Annotated in this window: 17 protein-coding genes and 1 pseudogene; 14 read left to right on the top strand and 4 right to left on the bottom strand. The window is 73.4% G+C overall.

Annotated elements, in window-relative coordinates; genetic code table 11:
* Positions 1–134: 134 nt before the first annotated feature.
* Entirely contained in the window at positions 135–437 is a 303-nt protein-coding gene (locus tag SXIM_RS13755) for a hypothetical protein (protein ID WP_148236111.1), read from the bottom strand.
* Positions 438–610: 173 nt separating this feature from the next.
* On the opposite strand from SXIM_RS13755, the pseudogene SXIM_RS13750 reads away from it, so the two are divergent.
* From SXIM_RS13750 to SXIM_RS13710, 9 genes and pseudogenes are all read left to right on the top strand, one after another.
* Positions 611–1,372, top strand: a pseudogene (locus SXIM_RS13750) (NTP transferase domain-containing protein); the annotation flags it as partial.
* Positions 1,373–1,416: 44 nt separating this feature from the next.
* On the top strand, positions 1,417–2,946 hold the full coding sequence (locus SXIM_RS13745; protein WP_425473484.1) for a molybdopterin molybdotransferase MoeA: 1,530 nt from the start codon (positions 1,417–1,419) through the stop codon (positions 2,944–2,946).
* Positions 2,943–4,094, top strand: coding sequence for a potassium channel family protein (locus SXIM_RS13740; protein ID WP_030732823.1), 1,152 nt, complete (start codon positions 2,943–2,945; stop codon positions 4,092–4,094). The genes SXIM_RS13745 and SXIM_RS13740 overlap by 4 nt, the downstream gene beginning before the upstream one ends.
* 112 nt (positions 4,095–4,206) lie before the next feature.
* Positions 4,207–5,175, top strand: coding sequence for an NAD(P)H-quinone oxidoreductase (locus tag SXIM_RS13735; protein WP_030732820.1), 969 nt, complete (start codon positions 4,207–4,209; stop codon positions 5,173–5,175).
* Between the two features lie 86 nt (positions 5,176–5,261).
* Positions 5,262–5,522 carry a hypothetical protein gene (locus tag SXIM_RS13730; protein ID WP_148236110.1) on the top strand — a complete coding sequence of 87 codons (261 nt, stop codon included), beginning with the start codon at positions 5,262–5,264 and terminating at the stop codon, positions 5,520–5,522.
* Positions 5,523–5,595: 73 nt separating this feature from the next.
* Positions 5,596–6,255, top strand: a complete 660-nt coding sequence (locus SXIM_RS13725; RefSeq protein ID WP_078635510.1) for a PadR family transcriptional regulator — start codon at positions 5,596–5,598, stop codon at positions 6,253–6,255.
* Entirely contained in the window at positions 6,252–7,004 is a 753-nt protein-coding gene (locus SXIM_RS13720) for an ABC transporter ATP-binding protein (RefSeq protein WP_046724174.1), read from the top strand. Before SXIM_RS13725 ends, SXIM_RS13720 begins: the two co-directional genes overlap by 4 nt.
* Complete coding sequence (locus tag SXIM_RS13715; RefSeq protein WP_046724172.1) at positions 7,001–9,823, top strand: ABC transporter permease family protein; 2,823 nt, start codon at positions 7,001–7,003, stop codon at positions 9,821–9,823. The genes SXIM_RS13720 and SXIM_RS13715 overlap by 4 nt, the downstream gene beginning before the upstream one ends.
* Positions 9,824–9,844: 21 nt before the next feature.
* Positions 9,845–10,423 (top strand): bacterial proteasome activator family protein, encoded by a 579-nt coding sequence (locus SXIM_RS13710; protein ID WP_030732809.1) that lies wholly within the window; start codon positions 9,845–9,847, stop codon positions 10,421–10,423.
* An 86-nt stretch (positions 10,424–10,509) separates the two neighbouring features.
* Here the strand turns inward: SXIM_RS13710 and SXIM_RS13705 are convergent, their stop codons facing one another.
* The 3 genes from SXIM_RS13705 to pdhA are packed head-to-tail and all read right to left on the bottom strand — an operon-like array spanning position 10,510 to position 14,389.
* The gene (locus SXIM_RS13705) at positions 10,510–11,931 is read right to left on the bottom strand and encodes a dihydrolipoamide acetyltransferase family protein (protein ID WP_046724170.1); all 1,422 of its coding nucleotides are present in this window, start codon (positions 11,929–11,931) and stop codon (positions 10,510–10,512) included.
* A gap of 24 nt (positions 11,932–11,955) precedes the next feature.
* Positions 11,956–12,945 carry an alpha-ketoacid dehydrogenase subunit beta gene (locus SXIM_RS13700; protein ID WP_046724168.1) on the bottom strand — a complete coding sequence of 330 codons (990 nt, stop codon included), beginning with the start codon at positions 12,943–12,945 and terminating at the stop codon, positions 11,956–11,958.
* Between the two features lies 1 nt (position 12,946).
* A complete protein-coding gene (gene pdhA, locus SXIM_RS13695) occupies positions 12,947–14,389 on the bottom strand; it encodes a pyruvate dehydrogenase (acetyl-transferring) E1 component subunit alpha (protein ID WP_375877970.1) in 1,443 nt (480 codons plus the stop codon).
* A gap of 215 nt (positions 14,390–14,604) precedes the next feature.
* Here pdhA and SXIM_RS13690 point away from each other — a divergent pair, with 215 nt between their 5' ends.
* From SXIM_RS13690 to SXIM_RS13670, 5 genes are all read left to right on the top strand, one after another.
* Entirely contained in the window at positions 14,605–15,306 is a 702-nt protein-coding gene (locus SXIM_RS13690) for a response regulator (protein ID WP_046724166.1), read from the top strand.
* Positions 15,307–15,378: 72 nt separating this feature from the next.
* Complete coding sequence (locus tag SXIM_RS13685) at positions 15,379–15,765, top strand: pyridoxamine 5'-phosphate oxidase family protein (RefSeq protein ID WP_046724164.1); 387 nt, start codon at positions 15,379–15,381, stop codon at positions 15,763–15,765.
* Positions 15,766–15,827: 62 nt separating this feature from the next.
* Positions 15,828–16,586, top strand: coding sequence for an IclR family transcriptional regulator (locus SXIM_RS13680; RefSeq protein ID WP_030732794.1), 759 nt, complete (start codon positions 15,828–15,830; stop codon positions 16,584–16,586).
* Positions 16,586–17,797: a CaiB/BaiF CoA transferase family protein gene (locus SXIM_RS13675; RefSeq protein ID WP_046724162.1), complete on the top strand. Its 1,212-nt coding sequence runs from the start codon at positions 16,586–16,588 to the stop codon at positions 17,795–17,797. Before SXIM_RS13680 ends, SXIM_RS13675 begins: the two co-directional genes overlap by 1 nt.
* Positions 17,794–18,669, top strand: coding sequence for a citryl-CoA lyase (locus tag SXIM_RS13670; RefSeq protein ID WP_078846915.1), 876 nt, complete (start codon positions 17,794–17,796; stop codon positions 18,667–18,669). Before SXIM_RS13675 ends, SXIM_RS13670 begins: the two co-directional genes overlap by 4 nt.
* Positions 18,670–18,679: the final 10 nt, after the last annotated feature.

The following is an 18,679-nucleotide window of genomic DNA, read 5'->3' as shown; positions in this document are numbered from 1 at the left end:
CCGCGCGGCACCCGCCATGCGCCGCGCCGCCGGATCCCCCCGCGGCGATCGTGGCGGTCATCCAGGCAGCGTCCTGCCGCTCCGCCGACCCGGACCCGCCCCCGGCCGGCCCGCCGGCCACCACCGCCCGCCCCTCAGTCGACCCATACGGACCTGCCGATCGAGGCGGAGAAGTCGCCGGACGTGCCACCGGGCGCGATGACTTCGGCGATGGCCCCCGTGCAGTCCCGGTTCTGGTAGACGAGGGCGTACTCGTTGGTGAAGTTGTAGACCTTGAGCGGCAGCTCGGGGACGTTGACGCAGCCGCTCGGATTGGTCACGAACCAGTGCGTGCCGCGCAGCTCCCCGTGCGCCGCGGACGCCGGGGCGGCGAGACCCACCCCCGACCCGACGGCGATCGCCAGCAGACCGGCCACGGCGGCGAGACGAGACCCCATCACACTCAACTCCTCGGAAGAACCTCGCCGGGACGGCGGACCCACCCCGCGTCGATCGTTCGCTACTCAGAGTAGTTGCGCACCATCACTGCGTCATCACTCCGGAGAGTGAAAGGGCCCTGTTGGCGAGATGGCCGGGCAGGGCCCTCTCCGTCCGCCACCCCTCGTCTACAGTGCGGAACGTGACGGCCGACCATCCCGCGTTCGACGCGATCGTGCTCGCCGGCGGCGCCGCACGCCGCCTCGGCGGCGTGGACAAAGCAGCGGTGACGGTCGGCGGCCGGCCACTGCTCGAACGTGTGCTCGACGCCTGCCGCGACGCGGACCGCACCATCGTCGTCGGCCCGCCCCGCCCCACCAGGCGCCCCGTCCACTGGGTGCGCGAGGACCCGCCCGGCGGCGGCCCGCTCGCCGCGCTCGCCGCCGGAGCCGTCCACGCCACCGCCCCCCTGGTCGCCGTCCTCGCCACCGACCTGCCCTTCCTCACCCCCGCCACCGCGCGCACGCTCATCGGCGCCCTCCCCCCGGCCGCGGACGGCGTGCTGTTCCAGGACTCCGAGGGCCGCGACCAGCCCCTGACCGCCGTCTACCGCACCGCCGCCCTGCGCGCCGCGCTGGGGGCGCTGCCCGCGACCCGGCACGCCCCCCTGCGTACGCTGCTCCCGGCCCTCGACCTGCACCGGCTGGCCGGGGCCAGCACCACGTTCGACTGCGACACCTGGGCGGAGATCGCCACCGCCCGGGACCGGATCAAGGAGCATGGGACCGTGCTGGACGAATGGATCGCCGCCGCCGCCACCGAACTCGACATCGAACCGGGCGAACACCGCACCGTGCTGCTCGACGCGGCCCGCGATGTCGCCCACGCGGTCGCCCGCCCGGCCGCGCCACTGACCACCTTCCTCATCGGGTACGCCGCCGCCAAGCACGGCATCACCCCCGCCGAGGCCGCCCGCCGGGTCACCGCGCTCGCCGCCCGCTGGGAGGCCGAGAAGGACTCCGGCGAGGACTCCGGGAAGACGCCCGGCGGGGAAGCCGTGCGCCAACGGCGCGACCAGGACGAGCAGGGCCGGGACGGGCAGAGCCGGGACGGACAGGGCCAGGAGGGGAGGGAGGCGTCCGCCGGGACGTCACCAGGGGGTCCGGAAGGCAAGGAAGGGCACCCCGCATGACTGACGAGTTCGACGACGCCCTCGCGCTCGCCAACGGCCACCGCCCGCACGAGCGCCACCCCCGCCGCACCCAGGAGCACCCCACCACCCCCGCCGCGCCCGTCATCCCCGACCCGCCGCGCGCCCCCGACGAGCGCCCCGTACCCCCGCACACCTGGGAGTCGGCCCGCACCGTCGCGTACCGCAGCGCCGTCCCGCTCACCCCCCGCCGGCTCCCCCTGGACCGCGCCCTCGGCCACACCCTGGCCGCCCCGCTGACCGCCCTCACCGACCTGCCCGCCTTCGACACCGCCGCCATGGACGGCTGGGCGGTCAACGGCCCGGGCCCCTGGGAACTCGCCGGCGGCCCCGGTCTGCTGGCCGGTGCCCCCGGACATCCCACCCGGCTCGGCGACGGCCAGGCGCTGCGCATCGCCACCGGTGCCCGCGTCCCCGAGGGCACCACCGCCGTCGTCCGCGCCGAGAACGCCAGCGCCCGCGGTGGCCGGCTGAGTGGCCGTCTCCCCCGCCTCGGCGCCGACATCCGCCCCCGCGCCCAGGAGTGCCGCTCCGGCGCCGAACTCCTGCCCTCCGGAACCCGCCTCACCCCCGCCGCCCTCGGCCTGGCGGCGGCCGCCGGCTACGACGAACTCGCCGTGCACCCCCTCCCGCGCGCCGAAGTGCTCGTCCTGGGCGATGAACTCCTGCACCACGGCCTGCCGCACGACGGCCGCATCCGCGACGCGCTCGGCCCGATGACCGGCCCCTGGCTGGCCGCCCTCGGCGCCGAGGTCCTGGTCACCCGCCGCCTCGGCGACGACGCCGACGCGCTGCGCGAGGCCGTCGAGACCAGCCGCGCCGACCTCATCGTGACCACCGGCGGTACGGCCGCGGGCCCCGTCGACCATCTGCGCTCCACCCTGCGCGCCCTGCACGCCACCACCCTCATCAGCGGCGTCACCGTCCGCCCCGGTCACCCCATGCTGCTCGCCGAACTCCCCGAGCACGGCACGCCCGTCGTCGGCCTCCCGGGCAACCCGCTCGCCGCCGTCGCCGGGCTGCTCACCCTGGCCGCGCCGCTGCTGCACGCGCTGTCCGGCCGGATGCCGCCGGTCACCCGCACCGCCACCGCGGGCGAGGCGTTCGGCGGCCACCGCACCGACACCCACCTGGTGCCCGTACGCTGCCCGGCCGGTGACGGCGGCAGCGGCGGGGGCGCGGGCGTCGCGGTGCCGCTGAACTACGCGGGCCCGGCCATGCTCCGCGGCATCGCCGCCGCGTCCGCCCTCGCGGTCGTCCCACCGGGCGGGGTCGCCCACCACGACCCGGTCCAGCTTCTGGAGCTCCCGCCGGCATGAGACTGCCGAGGCTCGCCGCCTTCCCCACGGTCGCGCCCCAGCGCGGCGACGTCGACGACCAGTCGCACGGCGTCCATCTGCCGCGCTCGCTCGGCGGGCCGCTGCTCCAGGTGGTGCGGCGGCTGTTCATGGCGACGGCGGTGATGGCCGCGGCCGTGGTCATCGTCTACTTCGACCGGCACGGGTACCGGGACAACATCACCGGGGAGCCGGTCGGCTTCCTCGACTCCCTCTACTACGTCACCGTCTCGCTCTCCACCACCGGCTACGGCGACATCGTGCCGGTCAGCGACAAGGCGCGGCTGCTGACGACGTTCCTCATCACACCCCTGCGCATACTGTTCCTGATCATCCTGGTCGGGACGACACTGGAGGTCCTGACCGAGCGCACCCGCGAGCAGTGGCGGCTGGCCCACTGGAGGAAGATCTTGCGCGACCACACCGTCATCGTCGGCTTCGGCACCAAGGGCCGCAGCGCCGCCGAGACCCTCATGAGCACCGGGCTGACCCAGGACCAGATCGTGGTCGTCGACCCCAGCAAGGGCGTGGTGGCCGCCGCCAACGCCGCCGGCTACGCGGGCGTGGTCGGCGACGCGACCCGCAGCGACGTGCTGGTACGGGCGCGGGCGGACCGGGCCCGGCAGATCGTGATCTCCACCCAGCGCGACGACACCGCCGTGCTGGTCGCGCTGACCGCGCGGCAGCTCAGCAAGACGGTCAAGATCGTGGCCTCGGTCCGCGAGGAGGAGAACGTGCCGCTGCTCAAGCAGTCCGGCGCGGACTCGGTGATCACCAGTGCCAGCGCGGTGGGCCGGCTGCTCGGCCTGTCGATGATCAGCCCGAGCAGCGGCGCGGTGATGGAGGACCTGATCCAGCAGGGCAAGGGGCTGTCGCTGCGGGAGCGGCCGGTCACCAAGGCGGAGGCGGGCCGATCGCCGCGCGAGGTCGAGGACCTGGTCGTCTCGGTCATACGGGGCCACCGTCTGCTGCCCTTCGACCACCCGGACGCGGCCACCCTGGAGCTGACGGACCGGCTGGTGGTCATCCACCGCATCCGCGAGGCGGAGGAGACGCTGCCCGTGCCGCCCGACGGGGAGCGGGGCACGCCCCGCAAGGGCCCGGGCTCCTGGCGCATCCCGCGCCGCTGACGACCGCCACGGCGCCCCTGCCCGCACCCGTCGTCCCCGGGTGACCGTGCCCGTCCCGGGAACGGCTGGGGCGTCCCCGGCCGGGGCTGGCGATCGGCGATAGCGTCGGGGCATGCGAGCGATCACGATCACGAAGCCGGGCGGGCCCGAGGCGCTGGTGTGGGACGAGGTGGCGGAGCCGGCGGCTCCCGGCGAGGGGGAGGTGCTCGTCGAGGTGGCGGCCGCCGGCGTCAACCGGGCGGACCTGCTGCAGCGGCAGGGGTTCTACGACCCGCCGCCCGGGGCCTCGCCGTATCCGGGCCTGGAGTGCTCGGGCACCGTGGCGGCGGTCGGGGCCGGGGTACGCGGCTGGTCGGTGGGGCAGCGGGTGTGCGCGCTGCTGGCCGGCGGCGGGTACGCGGAGCGGGTGGTGGTGCCGGCCGGGCAGCTGCTGCCGGTGCCGGCGGGGGTGTCCCTGGTGGAGGCGGCGGCGCTGCCCGAGGTGGTGTGCACGGTGTGGTCGAACGTGTTCATGGGGGAGGGCGGGCTGCGGGCCGGCCAGACGCTGCTGGTGCACGGCGGGGGCAGCGGGATCGGGACGATGGCGATCCAGCTGGCGGTGGCCCGCGGTGCGCGGGTCGCGGTGACCGCGGGCAGTGCGCGGAAGCTGGCGGTGTGCCGGGAGTTGGGGGCCGAGGTGCTGGTCAACTACCGGGAGGAGGACTTCGCGCAGGTGCTGGCGGACTCCTGCGATCTCGTGCTGGACATCGTCGGGGCGCAGTACCTGGACCGCAATCTGCGGGCGCTGGCGACCGGGGGCCGGATCGCGGTGATCGGGCTCCAGGGGGGCCGCAAGGGCGAGTTGAACCTGGGGGCACTGCTCGCCAAGCGCGGCACTGTCACCGCCACCTCGCTGCGGGCCCGCCCGGCGGCCGGGAAGGCGGAGATCGTGGCGGCGGTGCGCGAGGGGGCGTGGCCGCTGATCGAGGAGGGGCGGGTGCGTCCCGTGGTGGACCGCGAGCTGCCGATGAGTGAGGCGGGCGAGGCGCACCGGATCGTGGAACGCAGCGACCACACAGGGAAGATCATCCTGACACCCTGAGATTTTCCCCGTGTTCAGGATGCCCGTTTCCTTCGCATATGTGACGCTGGTTACATCATCGGACGGTCTACGGAGGATCGAGCGCCGTGAGGGTGTGGGTGTGGACGGAAGTCATCATGATCGCGGCGGCGCTCGCCACCCTTCTCGCACTGGCGGCCCCGGCCGCCCACGCGGACGGGGCCGCCGACCACAGCGTCGGCCAGCAGCGCGGTGAGCCGGCCCCGTACCGCGAGGCGGACCCGGTGGTACGGGGCGGTGAGGTGCTGCCCGTCCTGCCGCTCGGGGCCGGACTGGCCTGCCTGGGCGCGGGACTTGGTGTCCTGGCTCTGCGACTGCGGCGTATCTGACGTGTAACAAGACGCGCGACAAGACGCCCGCCGGTTTGCCAAGGGGGGAACATACTCGGTATACATACGCGGTATGTCCATCCGCTACGGCCTGCTGGCCCTCCTCGACTACGGCCCGAAGTACGGTTCCCAGCTGCGCGCCGAATTCGAGTCCCGCACCGGCGCCACCTGGCCGCTCAACATCGGCCAGGTCTACACGACCCTCGGCCGCCTCGAACGTGACACGCTCATCGAGCCCGCCGGTGAACGCGACGGCAAGCAGCAGCGCTACCGCATCACCGAGGCCGGCCGCCGCGAGCTCGCCGAATGGTACCGGCAGCCCGTCGACCGCACCCACCCCTCCCGCGACGAACTCGCCATCAAGCTCGCCATGGCCGTGGGCACCCAGGGCGTCGACGTGGCCGGCATCATCCAGGCCCAGCGCCGCCACACCCTCAAGGCCATGCAGGACTACACCCGCCTCAAGGCCCAGGCGCTCGCCGACGGCGGCCCCGAGTCCGGCGAGGAGATCGCCTGGCTGCTGGTCCTGGAACAACTCATCTTCTCCGCCGAGGCCGAGGCACGCTGGCTGGACCACTGCGAGTCCCGACTGCTGCGCCTCGCGGCCCGGCGCCCCGCGAGGCCGCTGACCGGGACCGAGCCCGATGACAACGGCGCCGACGAAAACGTCCACCACGCAGAGCACACCGATCACCGAGATCACCACCACATCACCGGGGGAAGCACCGCATGACCAGCCCGAACACCACCGCCAACGGCAGCACGCCCGTCCTGGAGCTGCGCGCCCTCAGCCGCGTGCACGGCACCGGCGTCACCACCGTCCGGGCACTGGACAACATCGACCTCACCGTCCGGGCCGGTGAATTCGTCGCCGTCATGGGCCCCTCCGGCTCCGGCAAGTCCACCCTGCTCACCCTGGCCGGCGGTCTGGACACCGCCTCCAGCGGCCAGGTCCTCATCGAGGGCACCGACCTCGGCGCCCTCACCAAGAGCCGGCTCGCCAAGATCCGGCGCACCAGCATCGGCTACGTCTTCCAGGACTACAACCTCATCCCGGCCCTCACCGCGGCCGAGAACATCGCGCTCCCCCGCGAACTCGACGGCATATCCGCCCGCGCCGCCCGCAAGGAAGCCCTCGCCGCGCTGGAGGAGATCAACCTCGTCGAGGTCGCCGACCGCTTCCCCGACGAGATGTCCGGCGGCCAGCGCCAGCGCGTCGCCATCGCCCGCGCCCTCGTCGGCGACCGCCGCCTGGTCCTGTCCGACGAGCCCACCGGCGCCCTCGACTCCGAGACCGGCGAGGCCGTGCTCGCCCTGCTGCGCAAGCGCTGTGACCAGGGCGCGGCCGGGGTCATGGTCACCCACGAGTCCCGGTACGCGGCCTGGGCCGATCGCGTCGTCTTCCTGCGCGACGGCTCCATGGTCGACCAGACCGTCTCCCCGTCCGCCGAGTCGCTGCTCACCGGCGAGGTGGCGCAGTGAATCGCACGCTCAACCGCTGGCGGCTCGGACTGCGCATCGCCCGCCGCGACGCGCTGCGCGCCAAGGGCCGCAGCGCCCTGGTCGTGGCCATGATCGCGCTGCCCATCCTGGGCGTGGCCGGCGCCGACCTGGCCGTGCGCACCAACCAGCTCTCCACCGAGGAGAGCCTGGCCCGCCAGATCGGCACCGCCGACGCCGAGTACCAGGTGTACGAGGCCGGTGTCCCGATCATGCAGCACCCGACCAACGACGACCTGTGGTCCTCCTCCTGGGAGGAGGACGACAACCCCCGCGGCGAGGAGCCCGAGGCCGGGACCGAACCCACGGACTTCCGCGTCGAGGACCACCTCCCGGACGGCGCCACCGTGCTGCGCGAACGCGTCGGCTACGCCGACGTCACCACCGACTACGGCATCATGTGGGCCGACATCCAGGAGACGGACCCCGCCGACCCGCTCAGCCGCGGCAAGTACACCCTGCTCAGCGGCGAGTGGCCGACCGGCCCCGGTGAGGTGGCCGCCACCGAGCAGTTCCTGCGGGACAGCGGGCTGCGGGTCGGGGAGGACGTCGAACTCCCCGAGATCGACCGGACCGTCCGCATCACCGGCTCCTACGAGCTGCCCAACGACCTGAAGTCCACCGAGCTGCTGGCGCTCAACGACACGCTGCTGCCGCTGCTGCCCCGCGAGGACGGCGGGGACGACACCCGCTACCTGGTCGCCGTGGACGGGGGCGTCAGCTGGGACACGGTCATGGAGGCCAACACCCACGGGCTGAAGGTGCTCTCCCGCCAGGTGCACCTGAACCCGCCGGCGGACAGCGAGATCCCGCTGGTCCAGCGCGCGGACTACCACCGCTGGGGCTCCGGCGGGGAGGCCGAGCTCTACGCCGTGCTCGGCGTCGCCGTCGCCCTGGTCGTCCTGGAGATCTGCCTGCTGGCCGGACCCGCCTTCGCGGTCGGCGCCCGCCGCTCCCGCCGCCAGCTCGGCCTGGTGGGCTCCAACGGCGGCGATCAGGCCCAGCTGCGCGCCATCATGCTCTCCAGCGGTGTCGTGCTCGGCGCCGTGGCGGCCGTGGTCGGCATCATCCTGGGCATCCTCGCCGTCTTCCTCGCCAGGCCCTTCCTGGAGAACATGAACGGCGCCCGGTTCGGCGCCTGGGACTTCCGCTGGGCGGAACTGCTCGGCGTCGCGGCCTTCGCCGTCTTCATCGGCACCCTGGCCGCCCTCATCCCCGCCATCAACGCCTCCCGCTCCTCCGTCCTGGAATCGCTCACCGGCACCAAGGGCGTGCGCCGCGGCAGCAGGGCGCTGCCGATCGCCGGAACCATCGCCCTCGTCGGCGGCATCGCCCTCGCGCTGTTCGGCGGCCTGTCGATGAGCAGCATCGTGCTGGTCGGTGTCGGCGCCGTCATCGCCGAACTCGGCCTGGTGGCACTCACCCCGCTGCTGGTCGGCGGCTTCGGCCGGCTCGCCCGCTTCCTCCCGCTGTCCGGGCGCCTGGCCATGCGCGACGCCGCCCGCAACCGGGGCCGTACGGCGCCCGCCGTCGCCGCCGTGCTCGCCGCCACCGCAGGTGCGGTCGCGGTGGCCACCATCATCGCCAGCGGCGAGGCGGACCAGCGCGCCGGATACATCCCCGACCTGCCGGACGGCACCGTCGCCCTCACCGTGTGGAACGCCGGCGAGAGCCAGCTGGACCCGCTGCGCGCCGCCGCCGACAAGACACTGCCCGTCACCGATCGCGCCGACCTGTCCTCGGCCATGCCCGCGCTGCCCAGCTGCGGCTCCGGTGCCCGCGACGAATGGGGCAACAACCTCGCCGACTGCTACATCGAGGTGGTCACCCCGCCCGAGAAGGTCTGCCCGCTGTGGGAGGACGACGCGGACCACACCGAGGAGGAGACACGCGAACTCCGCCAGGACGAGCGGTGCATGTGGAACAACGACGGCGGCTGGGGCCTGAGCAACCTCGGCTCGATCGCCGTGGGCGACGCCACGATCCTCAAGGTCCTGGGCATCGACCGCCCCGAGTACCGGGAGACGCTGGAGAACGGCGGGGCCCTGATCTTCGACACCAACCGCATCGACGACGACGGGACCGTCACCCTCCACCTGTACGACAACTGGGACAGCGAGAAGCCCACCGATGTCGCGGTCCTGCCCGACAGCCGGCTCGTGGAGGGCAACGGCTACGGCATCGACGCGCTGATCACCCCGGAGACCGCCGAGAAGGCGGGCCTGGCGACCACGTTCGCCGGCAGCTACTACGCCACCTCGCACGTGCCCACCAGCGCGGAGGAGCAGGCGTTCCGCGGTGAGATCGACGACCTGACGCTCGCCTCCACGGACTGGCGGATCGAGAACGGCTTCAAGGCCGACAACTCGATGGCGATGCTGATCATCGCCCTCGCCGCCTCCGTCATCGCGCTGGGCGCGGCGGGCATCGCCACCGGTCTGGCCCAGGCCGACTCCGAGGCGGACCTGGCCACCCTCGCGGCGGTCGGCGCGGCACCCCGCATCCGGCGTACCCTCTCCGGACTCCAGTGCGGACTGATCGCCGCGATGGGGGTGGTGCTGGGATGCCTGTCGGGGCTCGTCCCGGCGGTGGGCCTGGTACTGGCCAACCACCAGGACCGGCTCAGCTGGTGGAAGGAGGACATCGCCGCCGGCTGGGACGCGGGCGAGCGTCCGGAGCTGCACCTGGCACTGCCGTGGGAGACCTTCGGCCAGCTCATCGTGGTCGTGCCGCTCATCGCGCTGGTCTTCGCCGCGCTGCTCACCCGCTCCCGGGTGACCCTCGCCCGACGCGCGGGGTGACCTTCGTTGCATGATGGAGGTATGACTCAGCCGAGGAATGAACCCTCTCAGGAGAGCCAGAACCAGAACCCACAGGTCCTGGTCGTGGGGCCGGACGGCATGGCGCTCGCCGGTGCCGCCCCGCGCGAGGGCGAGGACGGCGGCGATGAGCACTCCGAGGTTCCCGTGACGGAGATGGTGGAGCAGCCGGCGAAGGTCATGCGGATCGGCAGCATGATCAAGCAGCTGCTGGAAGAGGTCAAGGCGGCCCCGCTGGACGAGGCCAGCCGGTACCGGCTCAAGGAGATCCACTCCAGTTCCGTGAAGGAGCTGGAGGAGGGTCTCGCCCCGGAGCTGGTGCAGGAGCTGGAACGGCTCTCGCTGCCGTTCACGGACGACCGGCTGCCCACCGAGGCGGAGCTGCGGATCGCCCAGGCGCAGCTGGTCGGCTGGCTGGAGGGGCTCTTCCACGGCATCCAGACGGCGCTGTTCGCGCAGCAGATGGCGGCCCGCGCCCAGCTGGAGCAGATGCGCCGGGCGCTGCCGCCCGGGGCGCTGCCGGACGAGGGTGAGCACCCCGCCGATCCGCACGGCCCGGCACGCTCGGGTCCCTACCTCTGACGGGCGACACCCACGAGGAACGAGAAAGGCGCCGGCCCCTGGGGCCGGCGCCTTTCCGCTGTTCCGGTGTGGTCCGCCCGGGGTGGTCAGCCCCAGGTGAGCAGGCGCCTGGGGTGTTCCAGGACGCCCGCGATGTCGGCCAGCAGCCGCGAGCCGAGTTCGCCGTCGATCAGGCGGTGGTCGAAGGACAGCGCCAGGGTGGTGACCTGGCGGGGCTTGACCTTGCCCTTGTGCACCCAGGGCTGGGCCTTGATCGCGCCGACGGCGAGGATCGCGGATTCCCCGGGGTTGAGAATCGGGGTGCCGCTGTCGACGCCGAAGACCCCGACGTTGGTGATGGTGACGGTGCCGCCCTGCATGTCGGCGGGGGTGGTACGGCCCTCACGTGCCGTGGAGACCAGTTCGCCGATCGCGGTGGCCAGCTCGGTGAGCGTCTTGCGGCCCGCGTCCTTGATGTTGGGAACGAGCAGCCCGCGCGGGGTCGCCGCCGCGATGCCCAGGTTGACGGCGTCCTTGTAGACGATCTCCTGGTTGGCCTCGTCCCAGGCGGCGTGCGCGTCGGGGTTGCGGCGCAGCGCGAGCAGCAGCGCCCTGGCGATGATCAGCAGCGGGTTGACCCGTACGCCCGCCAGGTCCGGGTCCTCCTTGAGCCGGGCCACCAGCTTCATGGTGCGGGTGACATCGACCGTGATGAACTCGGTGACGTGCGGCGCGGTGAAGGCGCTGCCCGCCACCGCCTGGGCGGTCGCCTTGCGCACGCCCCGGATCGGGACGCGGCGCTCGCCGGCGGCCGGGACGGGGGCCGCGGCCTGCGTCTCCCGCTCCGGCTCGGGTACGGCCCCGGTGCCGGCCGGCTGCGGCGCGGGCACGGCGGCGGCCTGGACGTCCTCGCGGGTGATCGTTCCCTCGGGGCCGGTCGGCCGGACCACCCGCAGGTCGATGCCCAGGTCCTTGGCGAGCTTGCGCACCGGCGGCTTGGCCAGCGGCTTGCCGCCGGCGGCGGGCACGGACGCGGGCGCGGGTGCCTGCTCGGGTGCGGCGGCCGGCTCCGGTACGGCGGCCGCCGGCGCCTTGCGCGGGCGGCGCTTGGTGGCGGCGGTGGAGACACCGTAGCCGACGAGCACCGGCTGCCGGGCCGGTGGCTTCTCCGGCCCGGGCTCCTCCCGCGGCTGTTCGGGGGCGGGGGCGGGGGTGGGCTCGGCCGCCGCCGGTTCCGGCGCGGCGCCGGCCGGCGTCTCCTGCGGCTCACCGGGGGCGGTGTCCACCGTGATGATCGGCGAGCCCACATCGACGGTGTCGCCCTCCGCCCACAGCAGCTCGTGCACCGTCCCGTCGAAGGGGATGGGCAGTTCCACGGCGGCCTTGGCGGTCTCGACCTCCACGACCACCTGGCCGTCGCTCACCGTGTCACCGGGCTGAACGTGCCACTTGAGGATCTCGGCCTCGGTGAGGCCCTCTCCCACGTCGGGCATCTTGAATTCGCGGTAGCGCTGGGTCACAGCAGCCATCGTCACGACGCTCCTCAGCCTCTCTCAGTACGCCAGCGAGCGGTCGACACTGTCGAGCACCCTGTCGAGCCCGGGGAGGTAGTCCTCCTCAAGTCGCGCCGGCGGATACGGGGAGTGGAAGCCGCCCACCCGCAGCACCGGGGCTTCCAGATGATAAAAGCACCGTTCTGATATCCGCGCGGCCACTTCCGCCCCGGCCCCGAAGAACACCGGCGCCTCGTGCACCGTCACCAGCCGACCCGTCTTCTCCACGGAGCGCTGCACGGTGTCGAAGTCGATCGGGGAGATCGAGCGCAGGTCGATCACCTCCACCGACCGGCCCTCCTCCTGCGCGACCGCCGCCACCTGGAGCGCGGTGCGCACGGTCGGCCCGTACGCCACCAGGGTGAGGTCGGAGCCGGGGCGCACCACGCGCGCCGCGTGCAGCGGCCCGGGGATGCCGGACGTGTTGACCTCGCCCTTGTCCCAGTAGCGGGACTTGGGCTCGAAGAAGATCACCGGGTCGTCGCACTCGATGGCCTGGCGCAGCATCCAGTAGGCGTCGTCGGCGTTCGAGGGGGAGACGATCTTGAGCCCGGCGACGTGCGCGAACAGCGCCTCGGGCGATTCGCTGTGGTGCTCCACCGCGCCGATGCCGCCCGCGTACGGGATGCGGATGACGACCGGCAGCTTGACCTTGCCCAGTGAGCGCGCGTGCATCTTGGCCAGCTGGGTGACGATCTGGTCGTAGGCGGGGAAGACGAAACCGTCGAACTGGATCTCCGCCACCGGCCGGTAGCCGCGCAGCGCGAGGCCGATCGCGGTGCCGATGATGCCGGACTCGGCGAGCGGGGTGTCGATGACCCGCTCCTCGCCGAAGTCCTTCTGGAGGCCGTCGGTGATCCGGAAGACGCCGCCCAGCTTGCCGACGTCCTCGCCCATGACCAGGACCTTGGGGTCGGACTCCAGGGCGTTGCGCAGCGCGGTGTTCAGCGCCTTGGCAATCGGCAGCTTGGCTGTCGACGAGTCGGCCATGTCAGTTCTCCTCCGGCTCGAACGAGGCGAGGTACGCGGCGTACTGGGCGCGTTCCTCGTCGACCAGGGCGTGGCCGTCCGCGTACACGTTCTCGAAGATGGCCATGCTGTCGGGGTCCGGCATGGTGCGGATGGTCTCCCGCACCCGGCGCCCCAGCACGTCGCTCTCCTCCTCGACCGCCGCGTAGAACGCGTCGTCCGCCGCGCCGGTCAGGTCCAGGTGGCGGCGCAGCCGCAGGATCGGGTCCTTGGCCTCCCACTGGGCCAGCTCGTCGTCGGGGCGGTAGCGGGTCGGGTCGTCCGAGGTGGTGTGGGCGCCCATCCGGTAGGTGAACGCCTCGACGAGCATGGGGCCCTCGCCGGAGCGGGCGCGCTCGACGGCGGCGCGGGTCACGGCGAGCACGGCCAGCACGTCGTTGCCGTCCACCCGCACCCCGGGGAAGCCGTAGCCGGCCGCGCGCTGGTAGAGGGGCACCCGGGTCTGCCGCTCGGTGGGTTCGGAGATGGCCCACTGGTTGTTCTGGCAGAAGAAGACGATCGGCGCGTTGTAGACGGCGGAGAAGGTGAACGCCTCCGCCACGTCGCCCTGGCTGGAGGCGCCGTCACCGAAGTAGGCGATGACGGCGGAGTCCGCGCCGTCCTTGGCCACTCCCATGGCGTAACCGGTGGCGTGCAGGGTCTGGGAGCCGATGACGATCGTGTAGAGGTGGAAGTTGTTGTCGTTGGGGTCCCAGCCGCCGTGGTTGACGCCCCGGAACATGCCCAGCAGGTTGGTGGGGTCCACCCCGCGGCACCAGGCGACGCCGTGCTCGCGGTAGGTCGGGAAGACGTAGTCGTCCGGGTGCAGGGCCCGGCCCGAACCGATCTGGGCGGCCTCCTGGCCCAGCAGCGAGGGCCACAGGCCCAGCTCGCCCTGGCGCTGGAGGGAGGTGGCCTCGGCGTCGAAGCGGCGGGTGAGCACCATGTCGCGGTAGAGGCCGCGCAGCCCGTCGGCGTCCAGGTCCAGCGCGTAGTCGGGATGCTCGACGCGTTCACCCTCGGGAGTGAGCAGCTGGACCATGGCGGGCCGGTCCTGCGGGCCGCCGCCCGCCGTGCCCCGGGCCGTCGTCCGCCGCGCGGTGGCCGCCTTCTTGCCCGCGGTCTTCTTGTCCGCGATCTTCTTGTCCGGCGTCCTGTTGGCCGCGGTCTTCTTCGCGGCGGTTTTCTTCGCCGCGGTCTTTTTGGCGGCCGTCTTCTTGGCGGCGGTGCCCCGGCGCGGCGTGCCGCGTTCGGCGGTGCTCTCCACGGTCACTTGCTCCTCCGTCGGTCCGGCTCCCGGGGTCGTCCGGGCAGCCAGTGCGGCTCGCTCGGCCCCGTACGGCGCACGGGGTCGGGTGCGGCGCGGACGGATCCGAGCGGTACTGGATTGTCCCGTCCGGCGACCTGCTAGAAGCACGGTACCCATTGTGCTCACAAGCCGCGAAACCACCCCTGACCTGCGGATTTACCTGGATTTCCAAGTAAATCGCGGAGGGTGGGGACGATCCGCGGAAAACACCGTGGTCACAGCCTCGCAAGCGCCTGGGACATGCGCACGTTATCCCCGCCACCCGGCGGAGCGGAAGGGTGATGCACGGGTGATGCGGGGCGGCATTCGGGGAGCTGTGTGAAACTGAGCCCGTGCCCGAAGACGGAAAAATCACCGTATTCCTGCTTGATGACCACGAGGTGGTCCGGCGCGGGGTGCACGAGCTGCTGTCGATGGAATCGGACATCGAGGTGGTCGGCGAAGCCGGCACCGCCGCCGACGCGCTGGTCCGGATCCCGGCCACCCACCCCGACGTGGCCGTCCTGGACGTCCGCCTCCCGGACGGCAGCGGGGTGGAGGTCTGCCGCGAGATCCGCTCGCGCGACGAGTCCATCGCCTGCCTGATGCTCACCTCCTACGCGGACGACGAGGCCCTGTTCGACGCGATCATGGCGGGCGCCGCGGGCTATGTCCTGAAAGCCATCCGGGGCACGGAGCTGCTGTCCGCGGTGCGGGACGTGGCCGCCGGGAAGTCCCTGCTGGACCCGGTCGCCACCCAGCGGGTGCTGGAACGGCTGCGCGGCGGCACCACCGAGGAGGCGCCCGACGACCGGACCGCCCGGCTGACCGACCAGGAGCGGCGGATCCTGGATCTGATCGGCGAGGGACTGACCAACCGGGCGATCGGCGAGCGGCTGCACCTGGCCGAGAAGACCATCAAGAACTACGTCTCCAGCCTGCTGTCCAAGCTGGGCATGGAACGCCGTTCCCAGGCCGCCGCGTTCGTCGCCCGGCGGCAGGCCGAACGCGAGAGCCGGCGCGGCGCGGGGAGCACGGGCGGCGCCCCGGAATAGGGCCGTTCGCCCCCCGCCCCCGGGACCTTTCCCCCGTGTGGGCGCGTGGCGCGCGCGGGCAGGGTGGGGGACATGTATGCCGTTCCACCCGCCGACGACCAGCTGACCCAGGCCCTGCGGCTGCTGCCGCGCGCCCCGCACGGCCGGGCCGCGGTGACCCGGCACGCCCTGCCGTACATCGTCCCCGCCTGGCACCGGCTGGCGGACGACGGCAGGACGGTGCTGCTGCGCATCGCCGCCGGAGCCCTGGAGGGCGGGCGGCTGATCGACGGCACGGTGGTGGCGTACGAGACCAACAGCCGGGACGCCGGCGAGTCGCTGCACCCCTGGGGGGTGCAGGTGATCGGCACCGCCCGCGCGCTGGTCCCCTCGCCGGGCGAGCGGGGCGCCTTCCCCCCGCACCCCGCCGCCCCGCACTATCTGCGGCTGACCCCGACGCTGGCCACGGTGCGGCGCTGATCTGCTCGTACCACCAGATGGAACACTTGTGCCGTTCAGCGGTTCGATGATGTGATGCCGCCATGCCGGAAACCGACCAGGGCGGGGTCCGCAGCGTGCAACGCGCCGTGGATCTGCTCGCCCTCTACGACGCAGAACACCCCAGCCGCACGGTCCGGGAACTGGTCACCGCCACCGGACTCCCCAAGTCGACCGTGGTGCGCCTGGTCCACACCCTCGAACAGTGCGGCCTGCTGTGGAGCCGCGGCGACGGCCGCACCGTCCCCGGCCCCGGACTCCTGCGCTGGGCCGAACTCGCCCGCACCACCTGGCAGCTGCCCGAGGAAGCCCTGCAACGGCTGCGCGAACTGAGCGAGGCCAGCGGCGGCGAGAGCATCGGCCTGTACGTACGGCAGCGCGACGTCCGGGTCTGCGTCGCCCGCCACGAGGGCAACCGCACCCTGCGCCACGTCGTGCGGGTCGGCGCCGAGATGCCGCTGTGGGCCGGCGCCGCCTCGCACGTCCTGCTCTCCCGCGCCGACCCCGCCGAGATCACCGCCGTCGCCGCCCACGGACCGCACCGCGAATGGGCCGACACCCTCGGGGAACGCGCGCGGCGCGCCGCCGCGCGCGGCTGGTCCGTCAGCCACGGCGAGCGCGAGCCCGGGGTGTCCGGCGCCGCCGCCCCCGTCTTCGACGCCGCCGGCCGGCTGGTGGCGGCCGTCGCACTGGGCGGGCCCACCGTCCGGTTCACCGACGAGGCCATCGCCGGTTTCGTCCCCGCCCTGCTGGACACCGCCCGGGCGCTCACCGCCCTCGGCTCGATCGGAGGCACCGCCTGATGACGGCCCCCACCCCGCTGCTCGACGGCGTCCGCGTCCTGGACCTCACCAACGTCCTGGCGGGCCCGTTCGCCGGCTACCAGCTCGCGCTCCAGGGCGCCGACGTCATCAAGGTCGAGATGCCCGGCAGCGGCGACCTCGCCCGCCAGCTCGGCGCCGACCGCGCGCTGTCCGAGGACCTGCTGGGCGCCTCCTTCCTCGCCCAGAACGGCGGAAAGCGCTCCCTCACCCTCAACCTGAAGGACCCCGAGGGCCGCGCCGCCCTGCTGCGCGCCGTACGCACCGCCGACGTCCTGCTGGAGAACTTCCGCCCCGGCGTGCTGGACCGGCTCGGCCTGGGCTGGGAGACACTGCGCGCCGAGAACCCCGCGCTCGTCTACTGCGCCATCTCCGGCTTCGGCCAGACCGGGCCACTGCGCGACCGGCCCGCCTACGACCAGATCATCCAGGGCCTCAGCGGCATGATGAGCGTCACCGGCACCCCGGACACCGCGCCACTGCGGGCCGGCTTCCCGGTCGCCGACACCCTGGGCGGCATGGCCGCCGCGTACGCCGTCACCGCCGCCCTGGTACGGCGCGGCCGGACGGGCGAGGGCGCGTTCGTCGACGTCTCCATGCTGGAGTCGGCGCTCACCGCCCTGGGCTGGGTGACCTCCAACTACCTCATCACCGGCCGCGCGCCGCAGCCGATGGGCAACGAGAACTTCACCGCCGCCCCCTCGGGCACCTTCCGCACCGCGGACGGACACCTCAACATCGCCGCCAACCGGCAGCAGCAGTACGCCACCCTGTGCCGGCTCACCGGCCGGGAGGACCTGATCACCGACGCGCGGTTCGCGCACCCCGCCGACCGCAAGACCCACCGCGAGGAGCTGCGCGCCGAGCTGGAGTCGGCGCTGGCCGCGCGCGGGGCCGCCGCGTGGGAGGAGATCCTGTCCGCCGCCGGGGTCCCGGCCGCCCGGGTGCTGTCCGTGCCCGACGCGCTGGACCTGGACCAGCTCGCGGAACGGGACTTCGTCCACGAACTGGCCTTCCCCGGCGACCGGGACCGCCCGCTGCGGGTCCTGGGCGGGCCGCTGCGGGTGGACGGCGCGCCCCCGGTGCCACCGGCCAGACCGCCGCTGCTGGGCGAACACACCGACACCGTCCTCGCCGAACTCGGCTACAGCGCGGCGGACATCGACGAACTCAGGGAACGGGGCGCGATATGAGCGAGCACGCCGACAGCACCGGCGGCACCGCGGCCGACCGCACGCGTGACACCACGGCCGACCGCACCGAGAGCGCCGTCACCGACTACTGGTCCACGGCCGTCAGCCGCATCCGCCCCGGCGAGATCCTGCTGCGCGGCTACCCCGTCGAGCAGCTCATCGGCGACATCACCTTCGCCGAACAGATCTGGCTGCTGCTGCGCGGCGACCTGCCCACCCCCGTCCAGGGCCGGCTGCTGGAGGCCGCGCTCGTGGCGGCCGTCGACCACGGCCCGCAGGCACCGTCCATCGCCGCCGCCCGGATGGCCGCCACCTGCGGCGTCGGCCTCAACAGCGCCGTCGCCACCGGCGCGGGGCTGCTCGGCGACGTGCACGGCGGCGCCGGCCAGCAGTGCATGGAGGTGCTGGCCCGCATCACCGGCGGGGACGACGCCCGCGCCGTCGTCGCCGAGTACCGGGCCAAGCGCGCGTACCTCCCCGGCTTCGGGCACCGCTTCCACCCGCGCGATCCGCGCCGCGACCCGCTGCTCGCCCTGGTGACGCGGGCGGTGGAGAGCGGCGAGGTGCCCGGGGACGCGCTCGCCGCCGGCCTCGCGCTGGAGGCGGCGCTGGCCGAGGGACGGAGCCGGCCCGTCCCGATGAACATCGACGGCGCCACCGCCATCATCTACGCCGAACTCGGCTTCCCGCCCGAGCTGGGGCGCGGCCTGTTCGTCCTCTCCCGCAGCGTCGGCATCCTGGCGCACGCCTGGGAGGAGAAGGAGAGCGGCACCCGCATCAAGGGCCCGCTGCCCCGGCCCCTGCTGGCCGGGTACCACGGCCCCGCACCACGCGACCTGGGCCCGCGCGGCGGCCAGGAGGCACGCGGATAGGCCGTCCCTT

This window comes from Streptomyces xiamenensis (assembly GCF_000993785.3).
Taxonomy (GTDB): Bacteria; Actinomycetota; Actinomycetes; order Streptomycetales; family Streptomycetaceae; genus Streptomyces; species Streptomyces xiamenensis.
Note: the sequence above shows the minus strand (reverse complement) of the source record. Positions and strands in the feature narration are given on the sequence as shown.